11 protein-coding genes and 1 pseudogene are annotated in these 18,649 nt (G+C 67.4%); 8 read left to right on the plus strand and 4 right to left on the minus strand.

All coding sequences use genetic code 11. The annotated features are described in order from the left end of the window. Positions 1-127 precede the first annotated feature (127 nt). Positions 128-2,040 (minus strand): annotated as a pseudogene (locus ACT53N_RS07870) (ATP-binding protein). A 141-nt stretch (positions 2,041-2,181) separates the two neighbouring features. Between ACT53N_RS07870 and ACT53N_RS07875 the strand changes: the two are divergent. From ACT53N_RS07875 to ACT53N_RS07895, 5 genes are all read left to right on the plus strand, one after another. Further along, on the plus strand, positions 2,182-2,511 hold the full coding sequence (locus tag ACT53N_RS07875; protein ID WP_476063368.1) for a hypothetical protein: 330 nt from the start codon (positions 2,182-2,184) through the stop codon (positions 2,509-2,511). A gap of 57 nt (positions 2,512-2,568) precedes the next feature. Continuing rightward, positions 2,569-2,994 (plus strand): hypothetical protein, encoded by a 426-nt coding sequence (locus ACT53N_RS07880; RefSeq protein ID WP_476063369.1) that lies wholly within the window; start codon positions 2,569-2,571, stop codon positions 2,992-2,994. 135 nt (positions 2,995-3,129) lie between these two features. Continuing rightward, entirely contained in the window at positions 3,130-4,305 is a 1,176-nt protein-coding gene (locus ACT53N_RS07885; RefSeq protein ID WP_476063370.1) for a phosphoserine transaminase, read from the plus strand. A 130-nt stretch (positions 4,306-4,435) separates the two neighbouring features. After that, entirely contained in the window at positions 4,436-6,016 is a 1,581-nt protein-coding gene (serA, locus tag ACT53N_RS07890) for a phosphoglycerate dehydrogenase (protein ID WP_310214935.1), read from the plus strand. 146 nt (positions 6,017-6,162) lie between these two features. Beyond that, positions 6,163-6,534: a VanZ family protein gene (locus tag ACT53N_RS07895; protein ID WP_476063371.1), complete on the plus strand. Its 372-nt coding sequence runs from the start codon at positions 6,163-6,165 to the stop codon at positions 6,532-6,534. Here ACT53N_RS07895 and ACT53N_RS07900 read toward each other — a convergent pair. Then, positions 6,531-9,767, minus strand: coding sequence for an acetyl-CoA carboxylase family protein (locus ACT53N_RS07900; RefSeq protein WP_476063372.1), 3,237 nt, complete (start codon positions 9,765-9,767; stop codon positions 6,531-6,533). The two genes, ACT53N_RS07895 and ACT53N_RS07900, sit on opposite strands and share 4 nt — an antisense overlap. 109 nt (positions 9,768-9,876) lie before the next feature. Here ACT53N_RS07900 and ACT53N_RS07905 point away from each other — a divergent pair, with 109 nt between their 5' ends. The 3 genes from ACT53N_RS07905 (at position 9,877) to ACT53N_RS07915 (ending at position 15,514) form a co-directional block, all read left to right on the plus strand. Further along, entirely contained in the window at positions 9,877-10,677 is an 801-nt protein-coding gene (locus ACT53N_RS07905; RefSeq protein WP_476063373.1) for an ImuA family protein, read from the plus strand. 193 nt (positions 10,678-10,870) lie between these two features. Then, entirely contained in the window at positions 10,871-12,247 is a 1,377-nt protein-coding gene (locus ACT53N_RS07910) for a Y-family DNA polymerase (RefSeq protein ID WP_476063411.1), read from the plus strand. Between the two features lie 15 nt (positions 12,248-12,262). Next, complete coding sequence (locus tag ACT53N_RS07915) at positions 12,263-15,514, plus strand: error-prone DNA polymerase (protein ID WP_476063374.1); 3,252 nt, start codon at positions 12,263-12,265, stop codon at positions 15,512-15,514. 47 nt (positions 15,515-15,561) lie between these two features. Here ACT53N_RS07915 and ACT53N_RS07920 read toward each other — a convergent pair whose 3' ends face one another. Together ACT53N_RS07920 and ACT53N_RS07925 are read right to left on the minus strand one after the other, a co-directional pair. Next, complete coding sequence (locus tag ACT53N_RS07920) at positions 15,562-16,605, minus strand: NAD(P)-dependent alcohol dehydrogenase (protein ID WP_476063375.1); 1,044 nt, start codon at positions 16,603-16,605, stop codon at positions 15,562-15,564. Positions 16,606-16,725: 120 nt separating this feature from the next. Continuing rightward, positions 16,726-18,609 carry a polysaccharide biosynthesis protein gene (locus ACT53N_RS07925; protein ID WP_476063376.1) on the minus strand — a complete coding sequence of 628 codons (1,884 nt, stop codon included), beginning with the start codon at positions 18,607-18,609 and terminating at the stop codon, positions 16,726-16,728. Positions 18,610-18,649 lie beyond the last annotated feature (40 nt).

Below are 18,649 nucleotides of genomic sequence, written 5' to 3' on the forward strand. Positions count from 1 at the left end.
CGCCACCGGAGGGAAGGGGTGGAAGCGACGTTGAGCTAAGAGAAGCACGCCTCGCCTGAAGCGGTTCTGAGCCGCTCGTTATCTTGCGTTCATGTTGAGAGGCGCTGTGAGGCTCTGGCCACGCGGCCTATGCGGCGTGGGAAATTCGGGTGTTGGTCACCGCGCCTTCGATGGCGTCGTAAAGCTTGCTCACTTCAATCGGCTTGGCGACGTGTCCGTCCATGCCGACCGCCAAATACTCCTCGACCTGATGCGCCAGGGCGTTCGCGGTCACGGCGATGATCGGCGTCCGCCGGCGCTTTTCCGCATGTTCCGCAGCGCGTATGGCCCGCGCGGCCTCGACGCCGTCCATGACGGGCATGTGGATGTCCATCAACACCACATCGAAGTCGCCGTCTCGCCAGGCCTCCACACAAGCTGCGCCATCGTCGACCAGCGTAACTTCGGCGTTCAAGGGCGCCAGGACCGCCGCGACGACCTTTTGGTTGGTCGGATTGTCGTCCGCCGCCAGGACCCGAAGGCGCGGTGGATCGACGGTCGATATGGCGGCGATCGGATCGCCGTCATCAATGTAGTGGACGTCGGTCAGGGTCTCTTCGCGCGGCAGGGCGACGAGCACGGTGAAGGTCGAACCACGCCCCTCGCGGCTTTGCACCTTGATCGACCCGTTCATCATCGCCGCCAACTCGCGACAGATGGCCAGTCCAAGCCCAGAGCCCCCAAAGCGGCGCGTGGTCGAGCTGTCGGCTTGCACGAACTTGTCGAACAGGCGCGGGAGGATTTCGGGAGAGATTCCGATACCGGTGTCGGCCACGTCGATCCGCAGGCCCGAGCCGTCTTCGGCCGAGGCGAAGCGAACCGCGACCGCGCCGTCCAGGGTAAACTTGAGGGCGTTCGAGATCAGATTGCCTAGAATCTGCCGCAGACGATCGGCGTCGCCGCGCCACAGGCCCTGAGCCTCCGGGGCCACCGCGACTTCGAAGGCCAGGCCCTTGGCGCGCGCCTGTGGGGCGAAGGTCTCACGAATCGACTGGGCGAGTTGGGCGATATCGAAGGGGCGATTCTGGATCTCCAGTCGCCCGGCCTCGATCTTCGACAAGTCGAGCACGTCGTTCAGGACGCCCAAGAGCACCGCGCCGGACTCGCGGATCACTGACAGGCGTTCGCGCTGAATATCGCTCAGCTTGTCCATGGCCATGACGTCGGCCATCGCCAGCACGCCGTTTAGAGGCGTGCGGATCTCGTGGCTCATGTTCGCCAGGAAGTGCGACTTCAAGACGTTCGCGGCGTTCGCGTCGTCGCGCGCCTTGACCAGTTCGGCCATCGCGCCACGCAGGTCCTGATCGTTGCACTCCAGGCGCGCCACGAGGTGGTTGAAGCTTTCGGTCAGGCTGCGGAACACATCATCGTCGGCGGTCTCCTCCACCGCCTTGAAGCGACCGCCGACGGCGGTCTCGTGCATGGCCTCGGAGAGACGCTCCATGGGGCGAGCGAGTCTGCGGGCCAGACTGTTGGCCAGAAGGATGGCCATGCCGGCCGCGCCGAAGAACAGCGCGCCAGTCAGCGCCAGGTCGCGCGCCAGGGTCTGGGCCAGACGAGGATGCTTGGCGACAAGCACCAGCGTGCCCACCGTCTTCGAAGACAGCTTGATGGGTTGTTTCAGCGTGTCGACGTCCGAGGGATTGGCCTCCCCCAACTGGGCGACAACCCGCCCCTTGGCGTCGATGATGCGGACGCCCGCGACGCCCGGCGCCTTGGCCACCGCCTCAAGGGCCCGGTAGACGCCGACCATGTTGTGGTCCGCTAGCGGCGCCGCCGCCCCAGCGGCGGCCATCTGCACGAGCACTTCGTGGTTCGCACGCGCTTCCTGGCGGGCCACGCTCCACTGCTGCAGCATGAAGCAGAGGCATGCCGCCACCAGCGCCAGCACGGTTGTGGCCAAGGCCACGCCGGCGATCCGCGCCTGCAAAGGCGCGTGGCTAGACGCGTTATGGTTGCGGATTTGGCTCATCGCACCCAGGAATTCAACTTGGGGATAATTTGCCTGAATGTTCCTAACGCTTCACTTCCATCCGAAGCGAGAGTTGCGCGTCAAAACAACGCTAACGCACATTTTCGCGTTGCTTTCGCGTTAACATTCCGTTTACCTTTGCCATTAGTGTTTTGTTAACGGAGGCGGGTGTGGAAAAGGTTTTTGTCGCTCAGCGCGTGGCTACCAAGCTGTTCGCTTCGGAAAACGCCGTCGATGCGGCGATGGTCGAAACGGCCGAACTGATGGCCGATCTCCTGAAGGCGCGTAAGGATCTCGGCGTTTCGGCCGTGGTCGGCGACCGCGCGGCGGCCAAGCTGGCCGAGGCGATGACCGCCCTGAGCGAAGCTCGCTCGGCGATGGTCGACGCGCACAACGAACTCAACGATGTGAAGCTGCGCATCGGCGTCCGCACCAAGATGATTGGTGTGGAAGACAAGCCGAAGGAGCCCCCGCAAGGCCATCTGCGCGAAGTCGGCTGAGCTAGATTGCAATAGTTTAATGCTTAAGGCCTCTAATTCAGGTTAGAGGCCTTTTTCATGTACACATCGCTCGGACCTTTTGTTGTTTGGTTCATCATCCTGGCGGTGTGCGCGTTTGCATACTTCAAGGGTGATCGTGCGGAGCGTTGGGGCGCTCTGACTGTCCTCGGTGGCAGCGTGTACGCACTCTTGATCCACTTGTTCGTTCCTAAAGAACTGCGTCCGACCCTCCTGCTGATGGGAGAGGGCGTCATGGGCGGTGCATTTCTGATGCTGGCTATGCGTTACCCCTCCGCTTGGCTCGGCGTGGTGGTGTTACTGCAAGCGATCCAATTCAGCCTGCACGCCTACTATCTCGTTGGCGAACGTAAGCACGACCTGACCTATGCGGTGATCAACAATGTCGACACCCTCGGCATACTGGCTTGCTTGACCATTGGGACGCTTTTGGCTTGGCGGCGACGCGCCCAAGCCGGAAAATAATTTCCCGAGGTGCGCGGAAATCCGCGTCCCGCGACAAATCTCTCCTTGCAATTCCAGCCGAGACGCGGTTTCTCGCCGGCGGGCCACGCCCCCCCAACGGGGCGCAGTCCATCTGTAAGGATGGGAGACATCGCTATGACCACGACCCTCGCCAAGCCGGCGATCCGCCCGGCTCGCCCCGAGTTCTCTTCCGGCCCCTGCGCCAAGCGCCCCGGCTGGACACCCGAAAATCTCAGAAACGCCGTCCTGGGTCGGTCGCACCGCTCCAAGCTGGGCAAGGCGCGCTTGAAGGCCGCCATCGACCAGACCCGCGAAGTGCTGGAAGTTCCGGCCGACTTTCTGATCGGCATCGTCGCCGGTTCGGACACCGGCGCTGTCGAAATGGCGATGTGGTCGATGCTGGGCGCGCGCCCCGTCCAACTGCTGGCCTTCGAGTCCTTCGGCAAGGACTGGGTCACGGACGTCACCAAGCAATTGAAGCTGCCCGACGTCGAGGTGCTGAGCGCGCCTTATGGCGAACTGCCGGACACCTCGAAGGTCGACCCGGCCAAGGACCTCGTCTTCACCTGGAACGGCACGACCTCGGGCGTGCGCGTGCCTAACGCCGACTTCATCTCGGCCGACCGTGAAGGCATCACCATCTGCGACGCCACCTCGGCCGCCTTCGCCCAGGACCTGGACTGGGCCAAGCTCGATGTCGTGACCTTCTCCTGGCAGAAGGCGCTGGGGGGCGAGGGCGCGCACGGGATCCTGATCCTGTCGCCGCGCGCCGTGGCCCGCCTGGAAAGCTACACGCCGGCCTGGCCGATGCCGAAGCTGTTCCGCATGACCAAGAACGGCAAGATCGCCGCCGACATCTTCGAAGGCGCGACGATCAACACGCCGTCGATGCTCTGCGTCGAAGATGCGTTGGACGCCCTGAAGTGGGCGTCGTCCGTCGGCGGTCTCGAAGGCATGCAGGCCCGCGCGGACCAGAACCTGAAGGTGCTGGCGGACTGGGTCGCCAAGACCCCGTGGGTCGACTTCCTGGCCGCCACGCCGGAGATTCGTTCGAACACCTCGGTGTGCCTGAAGGTGGTGGATCCCAAGATCGCCGCCCTGCCGGAAGACGCCCAGGCCGACTTCGCCAAGAAGCTGGCCAGCCTGCTTGAGAAGGAGGGCGCGGCCCTCGACATCGGCGGCTATCGCGACGCTCCGGCCGGCCTGCGCATCTGGTGCGGAGCCACCGTCGAGGCCTCGGACCTCGAGGCCCTGACGCCCTGGCTCGACTGGGCGTTCGTCACCGTCTCGGCCGAACTGGCCGCCGCTTAACTCGCGCTCTCCCTCCCCCTTGATGGGGGAGGGCAGGGGTGGGGGTGATCCCCCGCCGCCTCAGCAAGCACCCCCATCCCAACCCTTCCCCCATCGAGGGGGAAGGGCTCGATATCCGGAGAATGCCTCCATGACCGCTCCCCGCGTCCTCATCGCCGACAAGCTCAGCCCCGCCGCCGTAGACATCTTCAAGAACCGCGGCCTCGACTTCGACATCAAGGTCGGCCTCTCGAAGGACGAGCTGATCGCCGTGATCGGCGACTATGACGGCATCGCCATCCGCTCGGGCGCCAAGCTCGACAAGGACGTGATCGCCGCCGCCAACAAGCTGCGGGTCATCGCCCGCGCCGGCATCGGCGTCGACAATGTCGACATCCCGGCCGCTACGGCCAAGGGCATCGTCGTGATGAACACGCCCTTCGGCAACTCGATCACCACGGCCGAGCACGCCATTGCGATGATGTTCGCCCTGGCCCGCCAGATCCCCGCGGCCGATGTCTCGACCCAGGCCGGCAAGTGGGAAAAGAACCGCTTCATGGGCGTCGAGCTCTACGCCAAGACCCTGGGCCTGATCGGCGCCGGGAACATCGGCGGCATCGTCGCCGACCGCGCCCTGGGCTTGAAGATGAAGGTCGTGGCCTACGACCCCTTCCTGTCGCCCGAACGCGCTGTGGAAATGGGCGTCGAGAAGGTCGAGTTGGAAGACCTCCTGGCCCGCGCAGACGTGATAACCCTGCACACCCCGCTGACCGACAAGACCCGCAACATCCTGTCGGCCGAGAACCTGGCCAAGACCAAGAAGGGCGTGATGATCGTCAACTGCGCCCGCGGCGGCCTGGTCGACGAGGCGGCCCTGCGCAAGCTGCTGGACGACGGCCACGTCGCCGGGGCCGCCTTCGACGTCTTCGTGACGGAGCCGGCCAAGGAAAATCCGCTGTTTGGTTCGGACAAGGTCGTGGCGACCCCGCACCTCGGCGCCAGCACCAACGAAGCGCAGGAAAACGTCGCCCTCCAGGTCGCTGAGCAGGTCAGCGACTACCTGCTGACCGGCGCGGTCACCAACGCCCTGAACAGCCCCTCGATCACGGCCGAAGAAGCCCCCAAGCTGAAGCCGTTCGTGGCCCTGGCCGAGAAGATTGGCGCCTTCGCGGGCCAGATGGTCGACTTCGGCGTCAAGGCCATCGATATCGCCTACGAGGGCGAGGTCTCGAACCTCAACGTCAAGCCGATGACCTCGGCGGCACTGGCCGGCGTGCTGAAGCCGATGCTGGCCGAGATCAACATGGTTTCGGCCCCGGCCATCGCCAAGGAGCGCGGCATCACCGTCTCCGAAAGCCGCCAGGAGGTCAGCCCCACCTATGACAGCCTGATGCGCGTGACCATCACCACCGAGAAGGGCAAGCGCGCCTTCGCCGGCACGGTGATCGCCGGCGCCCCGCGCATCGTCGAGGTCAAGGGCATGGAGCTGGACGCCGCCTTTTCGCCCGCCATGCTGTACGTCAACAACCTGGACAAGCCGGGCTTCATCGGCGCGCTGGGCATGATGCTGGGCGAGGCGGGCGTCAATATCGCCACCTTCAACCTGGGTCGCGTGGCCGCCGACGAGGACGCGATCGCCCTGGTGGGGATCGACCAAGCGCCGGACGCTGGCCTGCTGGCCAAGATCCAGGCGCTGCCGCACGTGAAGGAAGCGCGCGCGCTGACGTTCTGAGGCTGATCGCCCTTCTCCCCTTGTGGGAGAAGGAGTCACCCGAAGGATGACGGATGGGGGGGTGCACGGTATGGCCGGCGCGACCCTTCGCCCGGCCCTTTGGGCCACCCTCTCCCGCAAGGGGAGAGGGAACACAAAGGCCCCGAATGTCTCTGCTGGTTCCCCGCAAAATCCGCTGGCCTGGCCTCCTGGTCTTCGTCACCGCTGTCGTTTTCACGCTCTATGCGGCCCTGGCGCCGGGGGATGACACCGCCGGCTTGATCCCCTGGGACAAGGCCAAGCACTTCATCGTCTTCTACGGCCTGACCTTCCTGGCGGCGATGGCCTTGCCCAAGAGCCGCTGGTGGAAGATCGCCGCCGTGTTGCTGGCGTTCGGCGTTGGCATTGAGATCCTACAGGGCTTGCCGATCGTCGGCCGCGACGCTGACGTGTTCGATATCGTCGCCGACGCCCTGGGCATCGGGTTCTTCTTCGGCCCGATCATCGCGACCCAGTGGATGAACGCGGACGACGCCTAGAAGCTGTCCACCCGTACTTCCCACGGCTTGCTCACGCCCGCCGCCGCGTCGAGGCCGCCTAGGATCCAGCGCCGGGTGTCGGCAGGATCAATGACCGCGTCGATCTCGAGGGCCGCCGCCATGCTCGTGGCCTTGCCCGCCGCATAGAGCCGCGCCACCAACTGGTCGTAGAGCGCCTTCTGCTTGGCCGGATCGGTCTCGGCCTCCAGCTCCTTGCGGTAGCCCAGCTTGACGGCGCCCTCCAGACCCATGCCGCCGAACTCGCCCGTGGGCCAGGCGGCGATGAAGGCGGGGCTGTGGAAGCTGCCGCCGGCCATCGCCTGGGCCCCCAGGCCATAGCCCTTGCGGGTGACGATCGTGAACAGCGGCGAGCGCAGCTTGGCGCCGGCGATGAACTGGCGGCTGACGCGGCGCACGGCGGCGGCGTCCTCGCTGTCGGGCCCCACCATGAAGCCGGGGGTGTCGCAGAGGCTCAGGACCGGCAGGGCGAAGGCGTCGCACAGCTGCAGGAAACGGGCGGCCTTCTCGGCGCCCTCGCAGTCGATCGCTCCGCCGAGGTGGCGCGGGTCGTTGGCGATCAGACCCATCGGGCGACCCTCGATCCGGATCAGGCCCGTGACCATCCCCGCCGCGAAGCCGCCGCGCAGCTCCAGGAATGACCCCTCGTCGACGAGGCCTGTGATCAGGGCCCGCACGTCATAGACTCGCAGGCGGTTCTCCGGGATCGCATGGCGGAGCCGGCGCTGATCGGGCGCGGTCCAGGTCGGCAGCGAGCCCTGGAAGTAGGACAGCGCCTGCTTGGCCAGCCGCGTGGCGTGGGCCTCGTCTTCGGCCAGGATGTCGATGACGCCGTTCTTCCACTGATGCGCAGACGGACCGATCTCCTCCGGCCGGAAGACGCCCAAGCCGCCGCCCTCGATCATGGCCGGGCCGCCCATCCCGAGGTTGCTGTCGCGGGTGGCGATGATGATCTCTGAAAGCCCTGCAATGGCGGCGTTGCCGGCGAAGCAGCGACCGGCGACGATGGCGATCTTGGGAACCAGACCCGACAGTTGCGCGAAGCTGCGGAAGGTCGGCACGTCCAGGCCCGCCACCGCCGTGGTGTCGGTGTCGCCCGGCCGCCCGCCGCCGCCTTCCGCGAACCAGACCACCGGCAGCTTCTGGTCGGCGATCACCGCCATCAGCCGGTCAGACTTGCGATGGTTCATCGCGCCCTGCGTGCCGGCCAGTACGGTGAAGTCATAGGCCAGCGCCGCCGTTCGCGCCTTGTCGGGCGGGAACAGCGCGCCGTTGACCGTCCCGATCCCGGTGATCAGGCCGTCGGCGGGGGTGTTGAGGATCAGGTCCTCGGTTGTACGGCGACGCTTCTGGGCGGCGATCGCCAGGGCGCCATATTCCAGGAAGCTGCCCGGATCGACCAGATCGTCGATGTTCTCGCGGGCGGTGCGGTGGCCGGTCTTGCGCCGCTTGGCGACGGCGTCAGGGCGAGCCTCGTCCAGGGTGTGGCGATGGCGGGCGACGACATCGGCGAGGTCGGGGCGAAACGCGTCCAGGTCCTCCTGGACGGCCTGCGTTTCAGCGGTGCCCTGCACCTCCGCCGGTTCTAGGAACGCCAGGGGCTGACCTTCGGCGACGGTCTGTCCCGCCTCGATGGCGATCTTGACCACTCGACCGCCGGCGCTGGCGCAGACGAGGTGCTCCATCTTCATCGCTTCCAGTACGGCAAGGGCCTGACCCGGACGGACGAGGTCGCCTTCGCGGATGGTGATCGCGCCCACTACGGCCGCCAGGGGCGCGGCGACAGGCTCGGCGCCCGCCAGCCCCTCGAAGTCGGCAACGTCCGTCGCCGCCTCGGGCGTCAGGTGTTGAGCCTCCGCAGCCAGGGCTTCAGCGTGCTGGGCGATGAAGGTGGTGGTAGCCTCGCCGGTCACGGCCGTCGGATGGGCGAGGATCGCACGGATCAGCGGGGCGGTTGTGGCGACGCCCGAGACCTTCAACTCAGCCAAGGCGCGCTCCAGCCGACTGGAAGCGTCGCTGGGCGTCCGCCCACGGACGATCACCTTGGCCAGCAGGCTGTCATAAGCCGCACCGACGGCCAGGCCGGGGACGACTCCCGCATCGACGCGCACGCCGGGACCGCCCGGCGCCGTCCAGGCGCTGAGGGTTCCGGCGGAGGGACGCACCTGGCCGTCGGCGGTAAGGGTCTCGGCGTTGATCCGCGCCTGGATGGCCACGCCGAAAGGCGGCGGGGCGTCGGTCAGGCCGAGCTCGTCCAGGCGTTTTCCTGCCGCCAGATCGAACTGTAGCCGCACGAGGTCGAGGCCCGTGACCTCCTCGGTCACCGTGTGCTCGACCTGCAGGCGCGGATTGACCTCGATGAAGAAGGCCTCGCCGCCCAAGGGCGAATGCGGAGCGACCTCGACCAGGAACTCGACCGTGGCCAGGCCCCGATAACCAGCGCACAGGCGCTCGGACCAGCCGGCGAGGGCGGCGCGCAGGTTGTCGGGGAGGGCGGCCGGCGCGATCTCGACCAGCTTCTGGTTTCGTCTCTGTAGCGAGCAATCGCGATCGCCCAGCGCCAGCACCTCGGCGCCGTCGCCGATGATCTGCACCTCGATATGACGGGCGCGCTCGATCAGCTTCTCAGCGTAGAGACCGCCGTCGCCGAACGCGGCCAAGGCTTCGCGTTCGCAGGCGCCGAAGGCGGCGTCCAGTTCGCCGGGGTCGAGCACCATGCGCATGCCCCGCCCGCCGCCGCCGGCTCGGGCCTTCAGCATGATCGCACCATGCTCGGCCTGGAAGGCGCGGGCGGCGTCCAGGCTGATCGCGCCGGTTCCGGGGATCAGCGGCAGGCCGCGCTCGGCGGCCAGGGCGCGGGCGGCGGCCTTGTCGCCGAAGGTGGCGAGGTGCTCGGGCGAGGGGCCGATGAACACGATCCCCGCCTCGGCGCAGGCCCGCGCCAGGGCCGGGTTCTCCGACAGGAAACCATAGCCGGGATGCAGGGCGTCGCAGCCTTGCGCCTTGGCGGCGGCCACCACAGCGGCGATGTCGAGATAGGCCCGCGCGCCGGCGCCAGACAGGGCGACAGCGAGATTCGCAGCGCCGGCATGCGGGCTTTGCCTGTCGTCGGTGGCGTACACAGCCACGCTCTCGATCCCCGCCTCAGTCGCCGCGCGGGCGATCCGGACAGCGATCTCGCCCCGGTTGGCGATCAGAACTCTGGAGAGGGACATGACGCTTCCTGCGAGGCTTCATACGGCCGTTTGAGACACTTTGGCCGCTCGGGCGCGACTCTCCAAGCCTTGACTCTCTAGCCTGAGAAGATCAGAACAAAAGTGGAACATGGAGTTGGGAATGGCCGGATCGCGCGAGGCGCGTCTTGCGGCCCTGAGAGGCCGGATCGCCGCGATGGAAGCGGGGACTCGGACTCCGACTCCGGTGCTGTCGTTCGGAGAACCGGCGATCGACGGATGCTTTCCGGGCGGTGGTCTGCCGCTCAGCGGCTGGCATGAGGTGACCGGCGCGGGGCTGGAAGACGAGATCGGCGCGGCGCCCGCCGCCTTTGTCGCGCAACTGATCCGTAGACTGACGGATCGGAAAGGCGGGGCTGTGGTCTGGGTGGCGCGGCGGGCCGATCTCTTCGCGCCGGGTCTACTGGGACTGGGGTTTCCGGCGGCGCGGCTGATCCAGGTCCGGGCCCGCGACGAGGCTGAAACCCTCTCGCTGCTGGAGGACGCGCTGTCGACCCAGGGCGTCGCCGCCGCTGTGGCCGAGGCCGAGGCGCCGGACCTGACCGCCGGCCGTCGCCTGCAACTGGCCTGCGAGAAGCGCGGCGGTTTTGGCGTGGTGCTGCACCGCCGTCCCTACGGAGGGCGAGCGGGAGGGAAGCCAAGACTCGTTTCCGGCTCGGCGTCGTTCAGTCGCTGGCGGATTGCGCCGGCGCCCAGTGGCCCGCCGCCGGACGATATCGGCCTGGGGCCGCCGCGATGGCGGGTCGAACTCGAGCGCTGTCGGGGCGGGCGTCCTGGCGGCTGGATCTTGCAAGCTCAGGAGGCCGGCCATGGCCCGCATCCTTTCCGTCTGGTGTCCCAACTGGCCGATCACGACGTGGCGGCGGCGGAGGCCGTGCGGCGCGTCGGGTAAGTCATCTTCCCCCCAGGGGGGAGGAGGCCGCAGGCCGGAGGGGGAGGAGGCCGGATCTACGGGACTCCCCCCTCCGTCGCCTACGGCGACACCTCCCCCGCTAGGGGGAGGATCTGCTGAAGCCCCCTTCGCCCTTCTCGTCTCCGAGCGCGGAACCCGCCGCCTCGCCGCCGTTGATGATCAGGCTCGGTCTCTGGGTCTGTACCCGGGTCAGAAGGCTGCCGACGCCCTGGCCCTGGTCCCCAACCTCGTCACGGCCGACCATGATCCGGCGGCTAATCGCGCGGCGCTCGAAGCGCTGTGCGACTGGTGTGTGCGCTTCTCGCCGGCGGTGGCGATCGACGGTGACGATGGCTTGTTTCTCGACATCACCGGAACCGACCACCTCTGGGGCGGGGAGGCGGCCATGCTGGTCGATCTGGTCTCCCGGCTGGCGCGCTGGGGCGTTCCCGCGCGGGCGGCGATCGCCGACACGGCCGGCGCGGCCTGGGCCTTGGCGCGGTTCGGGTCCGACCTCGCCATCGCGCCGCCGGGGGAGCAGAGGGGCGCAATCGCGTCGCTTCCCGTCGCGGCCTTGCGCCTGGGCGAAGCCGCCGAAGCCCAGTTGCCGCGCCTCGGGCTGCATCGCGTCGGGCAGGTGCTGGCCCTACCCCGGGCGCAACTGGCCAGGCGCTTTGGCCTGGCGGCGGTGCTGCGCCTGGATCAGGCGTTGGGCCAGGCTGCTGAGGCCCTGACCTTCCGTCGTCCGGCCTCGCCGTGGTTTGACCGTCTGGCCTTCTTCGAGCCGATCAGCGCGCCCGAGGATCTGGCGCGTGTCGCCGCTGACGCTCTGGCCCTGATCTGCGCGCGGCTGGAGGCTGAGGGGCGCGGCGCAAAGCGGTTCGAGGTGGTCTTCCACCGGCTGGACGGACGGGCCTTCCCAGTGTGGGTGGGGCTGGCGCGGATCGGTCGTGACCCTCAGCGGCTTGCCAAGCTGGTCAAGCCCAAGCTCGACGTTGTGGACCCGGGCTTCGGGATCGAGGTGGTCACGGTTCACGCCTCGGCGGTGGAGCCGATGGCGGCGGCGCAGGAGCGTCTCGACGCCGAAGCCGACGCCAGCACCGATGAGACGCTGGCGCCGCTGATCGACCGCCTGGTCAACCGGTTGGGCGAGAACCGGGTCTGGCGCGCCGATCCGTTCGAGAGCCATCTGCCTGAACGCTCGGTCGTGCGCGTGGGGCCGCTGGATCCGCCCCCGTCGGCGCGATGGGATCCCGACAGACCGCGACCGGTGCGGCTGTTCAAGCGGCCTGAGGTGATCGTCGCCATCGCGGCCGAGCTGCCCGACTATCCGCCGCGCCTGTTCACCTGGCGGGGGCGCTCCCATCGCGTTCGACGGGCCGAGGGGCCGGAGCGTATTGGCCAGGAATGGTGGCGGGCCGGGGTGGAGAAGGGCCAGACCGGGCCGGGTAAGATCCGGGACTACTACCGTGTCGAGGACGACGCCGGCGGCCGGTTCTGGATTTTCCGTCAGGGCCTCTATGGCGGCGAGGACGCGCCGAAATGGTGGATTCATGGCCTGTTTGGTTAGGGGAGGGACCTAGCCATGCGCGCGCCCGCCTATGCCGAACTGCAGGCGACCACCAACTTCTCGTTTCTGCGCGGCGCCTCGCATGCCGAGGAGCTGGCGCTCACGGCCGAGGCGTTGGGATTGACAGCGATCGGCATCGTCGACCGCAATAGCCTGGCCGGCGTGGTGCGCGCCTGGACGGCGGCCAAGCAGCGCTCGATCCGTGTACTGACGGGTTGCTGCCTGGACTTCATGGACGGTACGCCAAGCCTGCTTTGCTATCCTACCGACCGCGAGGCGTTCGGCCGACTGACCCGGCTGCTGACCATCGGACAGCTGCGGGCCGAGAAGGGCGAGTGCCACCTCACCTGGAGAGATTTTCTCGACCATTCCGAGGGGCAGTTGGGACTGATTGTGCCGCCCCGGGTCCTCGATGACTCGTTCGAGCAGAATCTCACGCGCATGGCCGGCGACCTGCGGGGCCGTTCGTGGCTGGCCGCCAGTCGGGCCTATGCCGCCCGCGATCTGCAGCGCTTGGCGCGGCTCGAGGGTCTCGGTCGGACCTCCGGAGCGCCGATGGTCGCCACCAATGACGTGCTCTATCACGGCCCCGAGCGGCGCCCGCTGCAGGACGTGATCAGTTGCGTGCGCGAGCACTGCGCGATCCAGGAGGCGGGGTTCCGGCTGGAAGCCAACGCCGAGCGCCACATCAAGTCACCCGAAGAGATGGCGCGCCTGTTCGATCGTTGGCCGCGCGCGGTCGAACGGACGGTCGAGATCGTCGAGCGGATCGGCTTCGACCTGAAGGACATCCGCGAACAGTACCCGGACGAACCTGTCCCGCCCGGAAAGACCGCGATGCAGCACCTGACCGACCTGACCTGGAAGGGGGCGGCCTGGCGCTATCCGAATGGGGTCAGTGCGAAGGTCACGGCCCAGATCCAGGAGGAGCTGCGGCTGATCGAGAAGATGAACTATCCCAACTACTTCATCACCGTGCACGACATCGTGCGCGAGGCGCGTAGCATGGGAATCCTCTGCCAGGGGCGGGGCTCCGCGGCCAATTCCTCGGTCTGTTTCTGCCTAGGCGTGACGGCGATCGACCCCACCGAGCACCGCCTGCTGTTCACCCGCTTCATCTCCGAGAACCGAGGCGAGCCGCCCGACATCGACGTCGATTTCGAGCACGATCGGCGCGAGGAGGTCATGCAGTACGTGTACCGGCGCTATGGCCGGGACTATGCGGCCATCTGCGGGACGGTGATCCACTATCGCCCGCGCAGCGCTATCCGCGACGTCGGCAAGGCGCTGGGCCTGACCGAGGACGTCACCAGCCTGCTGGCCGGCACGGTTTGGGGCAGCTGGGGCGACGGTCTGCCGGAAGATCATCTGCGCAAGGCGGGGCTGGATCCAAAGGCGCCGGAGATCGCCCGCGCGGTCGGGCTGGCGAACGCGCTCATCGGCTTTCCGCGTCACCTCTCCCAGCATGTCGGCGGCTTTGTCCTGACCAAGCGTCGCCTGGACGAGACCGTACCGATCGGCAAGGCGGCGATGAAGGACCGCACCTTCATCGAGTGGGACAAGGACGACATCGACAGCCTAGGGCTGATGAAGGTCGATATCCTGGCGCTGGGCATGCTGCACGCCATCCAGCGAGCCATGACGATGCTGCGCGAAGACCACGGCCAGTCCTGGCTGAAGGACCTGGCCGACATCCCCAAGGAGGTTTCAGGCGTCTACGACATGCTCTGTGCGGCCGACAGCGTGGGCGTGTTCCAGGTCGAGAGCCGCGCCCAGATGTCGATGTTGCCCAGGCTGCGGCCGCGCGAGTTCTACGATCTGGTCATCCAGGTGGCGATCGTGCGTCCAGGGCCGATCCAGGGCGACATGGTCCATCCCTATCTGAAGCGCCGGAATGGCGAGGAGCCGGTTGACTGGCCCAAGCCCTCGCCCGAGCATGGTCCGCCCGACGAACTCCAGGAGATCCTGGGCAAGACCTTCGGCGTGCCGCTGTTCCAGGAGCAGGCCATGAGCCTGGCCATCGAGGCGGCCAAGTTCACGCCCGACGAGGCCGATGGCCTGCGCAAGGCCATGGCGACCTTCCGCAATCTGGGCTCGCCGGACGCCTATCGTCACAAGTTCATCGAGGGGATGGTCGGGCGCGGCTATGAGCGGGCCTTCGCCGAGCGGTGCTTCAAGCAGATCGAGGGCTTCAGCCACTATGGCTTTCCGGAGAGCCACGCGGCCAGCTTCGCCAAGCTGGTCTATGTCTCGGCCTGGATCAAATGGGCCTGGCCCGACGTATTCTGCGCGGCCCTGATCAACGCCCAGCCGATGGGCTTCTACCAGCCGGCCCAGCTGGTACGGGACGCGCGAGAGCACGGGGTCGAGGTGTTGCCGCCGGATATTCTGGCCAGCGACTGGGACTGCACGCTGGAACCCATCAGCGCGGGCTTCCGGGCTCCTCACGTACGCCACGACAAGATCGCGTGCCAGGAGACCCGGCCGCGCTGGAAAGCGGTGCGTCTGGGCCTTCGGCAGATCAAAGGCCTGAAGGAGAAGATCGACATCCCGCCGCTGCTGAAGGCCCGGGCCGAGGGCGCTCGTACGCCGGCCGAGTTCGCCCAGGGGGGCGTGCCGCAAAAGGCGCTGGAGCTGCTGGCCGAAGCCGACGCCTTCGCCTCGGTGGGGCTCAGCCGCCGCGAGGCCCTCTGGGCGGTCAAAGGTTTGAAGGGTGAGCACAAGGCGCCCGTCCAGGCGCCGCTATTGGCGGGGCTGCCCCTGTTCGAAGAGCGTGTGGCTCTGCCGGCTATGGCCGCCACTCAGGAGGTGGCCGAGGACTATCGCACCACGAGCCTCTCCTTGAAGGCCCATCCGATCGGCTTCTACCGATCGATGCTGGCCGCCCGGGGCGTGGTCCCGGCTGAGCGGCTGCTGTCTCTGAAGGACGGCGCCAAGGTGTCGGTGGCCGGTCTTGTCCTGATCCGCCAGCGGCCCGGCACAGCCAAGGGCGTGGTGTTTGTCACCCTGGAGGACGAGACGGGCGTGGCTAATGCGGTGGTCTGGAAGGATCGGTTCGACGCAGATCGCAATGTGGTGATGACCGCCTCGTTCCTGATCGTTCAAGGGCGGGTTCAGCGGGCCGACAATGTGATCCACGTCGTGGCCGAGCGCTTCACCGACCTGTCGGCCGAGCTCTCCAGCCTGCGCGACGAGCCAGGCGCGCCGGCCCCCCGCGTGCGTCAGAAGGTTTCGGGCCGTCTGCTCCGGAGTCGTGATTTCCACTGAGGCAGGGCGGGGGAAGCGCCCGTGCGACGCCTCCCCCTCATGGCCTGCTAGAGCGTCGCCATGTCGATCACGAAGCGATAGCGCACGTCGCTCTTCTGCATACGCTGGTAGGCGGCGTTGATCTGGTCGATCGAGATGACCTCGATGTCGGCGACGATGTTCTTTTCGCCGCAGAAGTCGAGCATCTCCTGCGTCTCCTTGATCGAGCCAATCATGGAGCCCGCCAGGGTGCGACGACCCGGGATCAGGGCGAAGGCGTTGAGCTGGGCCGGTTCCTCCGGCGCGCCGACCAGCACCATCGTCCCGTCGATCTTCAGCAGCGCCAGGTAAGCGCCCCAGTCCAGCGGCGCCGAGACGGTGCAGATGATCAGGTCGAACGTATCGGCCAGGGTCTCGAAGGTCTTGGGGTCGTTGGTGGCGTAGTAGTGGTCCGCGCCCAGCCGCAGGCCGTCGTCCTTCTTGGACAGGGTCTGGCTCAGAACCGTGACCTCCGCGCCCATGGCGTGGGCCAGCTTGACGCCCATATGGCCAAGACCCCCCATGCCCAGGATCGCCACCTTCTTGCCGGGACCGGCGTTCCAGTGGCGCAGCGGCGAATAGAGCGTGATGCCGGCGCACAGCAGCGGCGCGGCGGCGTCCAGCGGCAGATGCTCAGGGATCGACAGGACGTAGTCGTCCTTGACCACGATGTGGTCGGAGTAACCGCCGTAGGTCGGCGTGTCCGAACCCGGCTCGAAGGCGCTATAGGTCAGCACCAGGCCGGGCTGGTACTGCTCGCGGTCCAGGTCACGCGCAGCCTTGCAGGTGACGCAGCTGTCGACGAAGCAGCCGACGCCGACATGGTCGCCTTCCTTGAAGCGGGTGATGTTCGCGCCGACGGCGGTGACGACGCCGGCGATCTCGTGGCCGGGGACGATCGGATAGACGCTCTGACCCCAGCCGTTGTCGACCATATGAATGTCGGAGTGGCAGACCCCGCAGTACTTGATGGCGATAACGACGTCGTCAGGGTTGGGATCGCGACGATCAAACGTGAAGGGCGCAAGCGGCGCGCCCGCGGCGGGCGCCGCGTAACCTTTGGCGGTGGCCATGGGATAGTCCTCGGATTTTGGGAGACGATCGGGGAGGATCGCGGACCTCGTATCTCACGAGAAATCCGAACCTGTTAGATCGATCCTCCAAGTCTCCTGCACGATCCTCCAGCGCCGCGTTTACGACGCCCGGATCTTCACCACCTTGGACGGGCCGACCTGACGAAGGTCCTCCACCAGTTCGAACAGACGGGCGCGCACGCCGGCTTCGTCGCCGACTTCCGCCAAGCCGTCCAACTCTGCCAGGCGCTCGTCCGCGATGGTCGGAGCGGGGGCCAAGCGCACCGCTTCCATGATGCCCGGCGCCTTGAGGCGCGCGACCTCGTTCACGTCGACGAGCGTCTCCGTCAGCTTCTCGCCGGGCCGAAGGCCCGTGATCTGGATCTCGATGTCACGCCCAGGCGTGAGGCCCTGAAGCTCGATCATCCGCCGGGCCAGGTCGATGATCTTCACTGGTTCACCCATCTCGAGGGTCAGCACGCCCGCTTCGGGTTCGGACGCGATCATCGACAAGGCCACGGCGCGGAGCACGAGCTGCACGGCTTCGGGGATGGTCATGAAGTAGCGCTCGACCTCGGCGTGGGTCAGGGTGATCGGGCCGCCACGAGCGATCTGGCTCTTGAAGATCGGGACGACCGATCCGGCTGACCCCAACACGTTGCCGAAGCGCACGATGCTGACCCGCATGTCGCCGCCGCCGCCGTACTGGCGCGCGACGGCCTCAGCCACCCGTTTGGCCGCGCCCATGACGCTGGTCGGCGCGACGGCCTTGTCGGTCGAGATCAGGGCCAGATGCGCCGCGCCACAGGCCTTCGCGGCGACAGCCACGTTACGGGTGCCCAGCACGTTGGTGCGAACGCCTTCGCACGGATGATTTTCGACCAGCGTGACATGCTTCAGCGCCGCCGCGTGGAAGATGATGTCCGGCTTCATCTCCGCGAACACGCGCTGGACGCGCGCGGCGTCGCGGACATCGCAGAGCGCTTCACGTCGGGCGAGGATCGGGTGCCGCTCGGCGATCTCCCGATCGATGTGGAAGAGATTGTACTCGGAGGCGTCCACCATGGTCAGGTGCGCGCAACCGCTGGCGGCGATCTGACGGCAGAGTTCGGAACCGATGCTGCCGCCCGCGCCGGTCACCAGCACCCGTCGGCCGGACACGAGGGCGCGGACGGGCTCAGGATCGAGGCGCACCGGCGGCCGGCTCAAGAGTTCTTCGATGCTGATCTCGCGCAGCAGGGGCGTGTTCGCCGCAGCGCCCATCTCAACCACGCCGTGACGGCGCAGCAGGCGCACGCCTTCGGTTTTCAGGCGACCCAGGCGCTCGGCGCCGAAGGTGCTCATCGCGCTGTCGGTGAGGAACAGGATGGCGGCCGGCGACAGGCCGCTGTCGCGCAGGCGGGCCAGGACGCTGTCGAAGTCGGCGATGGAGCCCAGCACGCAGACGCCGCGCAGCTCGTCGCCCGTCTCGCGGTCTAGCGGGGAGACCACGCCGATCGGCGCGTAGCGTTCGCCAAGGCCGGCCGGCGCGCGCAGGAAAGCTTCGGCTTCGGAGGCTGAGCCAATGATCAGCAGCCTGGGCAGGGCCGGGTGCATTGAGGCGGGGCCAAGGCGCAGCACCGAGTCGAGCAGCATCCGCTCGTGCAGGCTGCGGCGGACAACCCGTAGCGCCGAGAGGAGCGCGGCCTGGATGAGGGCCGCGCCGGCCACGGTGCGCAAGCCGCCGTCGATTCCCGGATGGGTCAGGCGGGTGATGACCAGAAACGCCGCCGCCGTCAGCACGGCGGACCGGAGCAGTCTCAGGTGGTCGGTGGCGGAGACGAAGCGCCACGGGGCTCGCTCGACTCGGAAGGCCAGCTCGACGATGAACGCCGCCATGCCGTACAGGGTCGCCTGTAACAGCGTGTCCCGCGTGAACGGCATGTCGATGACGAGATAGCGACCCGCAAGCAGGGCCACGAAGGCCAGCAGAACGTGGGTCGCGATCTTTCCTGCATGCCCCATGAAACGAACCTCTGAAGCGGTGAAGGTCGGGTCACGCCCG

It is taken from the genome of Caulobacter sp. DMC95 (genome assembly GCF_056313785.1).

What these genes read in the sequence shown, in the direction of transcription:
- ACT53N_RS07915 (WP_476063374.1), top strand. Translation starts at nt 12,263, where the DNA reads ATGCGCGCGCCCGCCTATGCCGAACTGCAGGCGACCACCAACTTCTCG.
- ACT53N_RS07905 (WP_476063373.1), top strand. Translation starts at nt 9,877, where the DNA reads ATGGAGTTGGGAATGGCCGGATCGCGCGAGGCGCGTCTTGCGGCCCTG.
- ACT53N_RS07895 (WP_476063371.1), top strand. Translation starts at nt 6,163, where the DNA reads ATGTCTCTGCTGGTTCCCCGCAAAATCCGCTGGCCTGGCCTCCTGGTC.
- ACT53N_RS07900 (WP_476063372.1), bottom strand. Translation starts at nt 9,767, where the DNA reads ATGTCCCTCTCCAGAGTTCTGATCGCCAACCGGGGCGAGATCGCTGTC.
- ACT53N_RS07885 (WP_476063370.1), top strand. Translation starts at nt 3,130, where the DNA reads ATGACCACGACCCTCGCCAAGCCGGCGATCCGCCCGGCTCGCCCCGAG.
- ACT53N_RS07925 (WP_476063376.1), bottom strand. Translation starts at nt 18,609, where the DNA reads ATGGGGCATGCAGGAAAGATCGCGACCCACGTTCTGCTGGCCTTCGTG.
- ACT53N_RS07920 (WP_476063375.1), bottom strand. Translation starts at nt 16,605, where the DNA reads ATGGCCACCGCCAAAGGTTACGCGGCGCCCGCCGCGGGCGCGCCGCTT.
- serA (WP_310214935.1), top strand. Translation starts at nt 4,436, where the DNA reads ATGACCGCTCCCCGCGTCCTCATCGCCGACAAGCTCAGCCCCGCCGCC.
- ACT53N_RS07880 (WP_476063369.1), top strand. Translation starts at nt 2,569, where the DNA reads ATGTACACATCGCTCGGACCTTTTGTTGTTTGGTTCATCATCCTGGCG.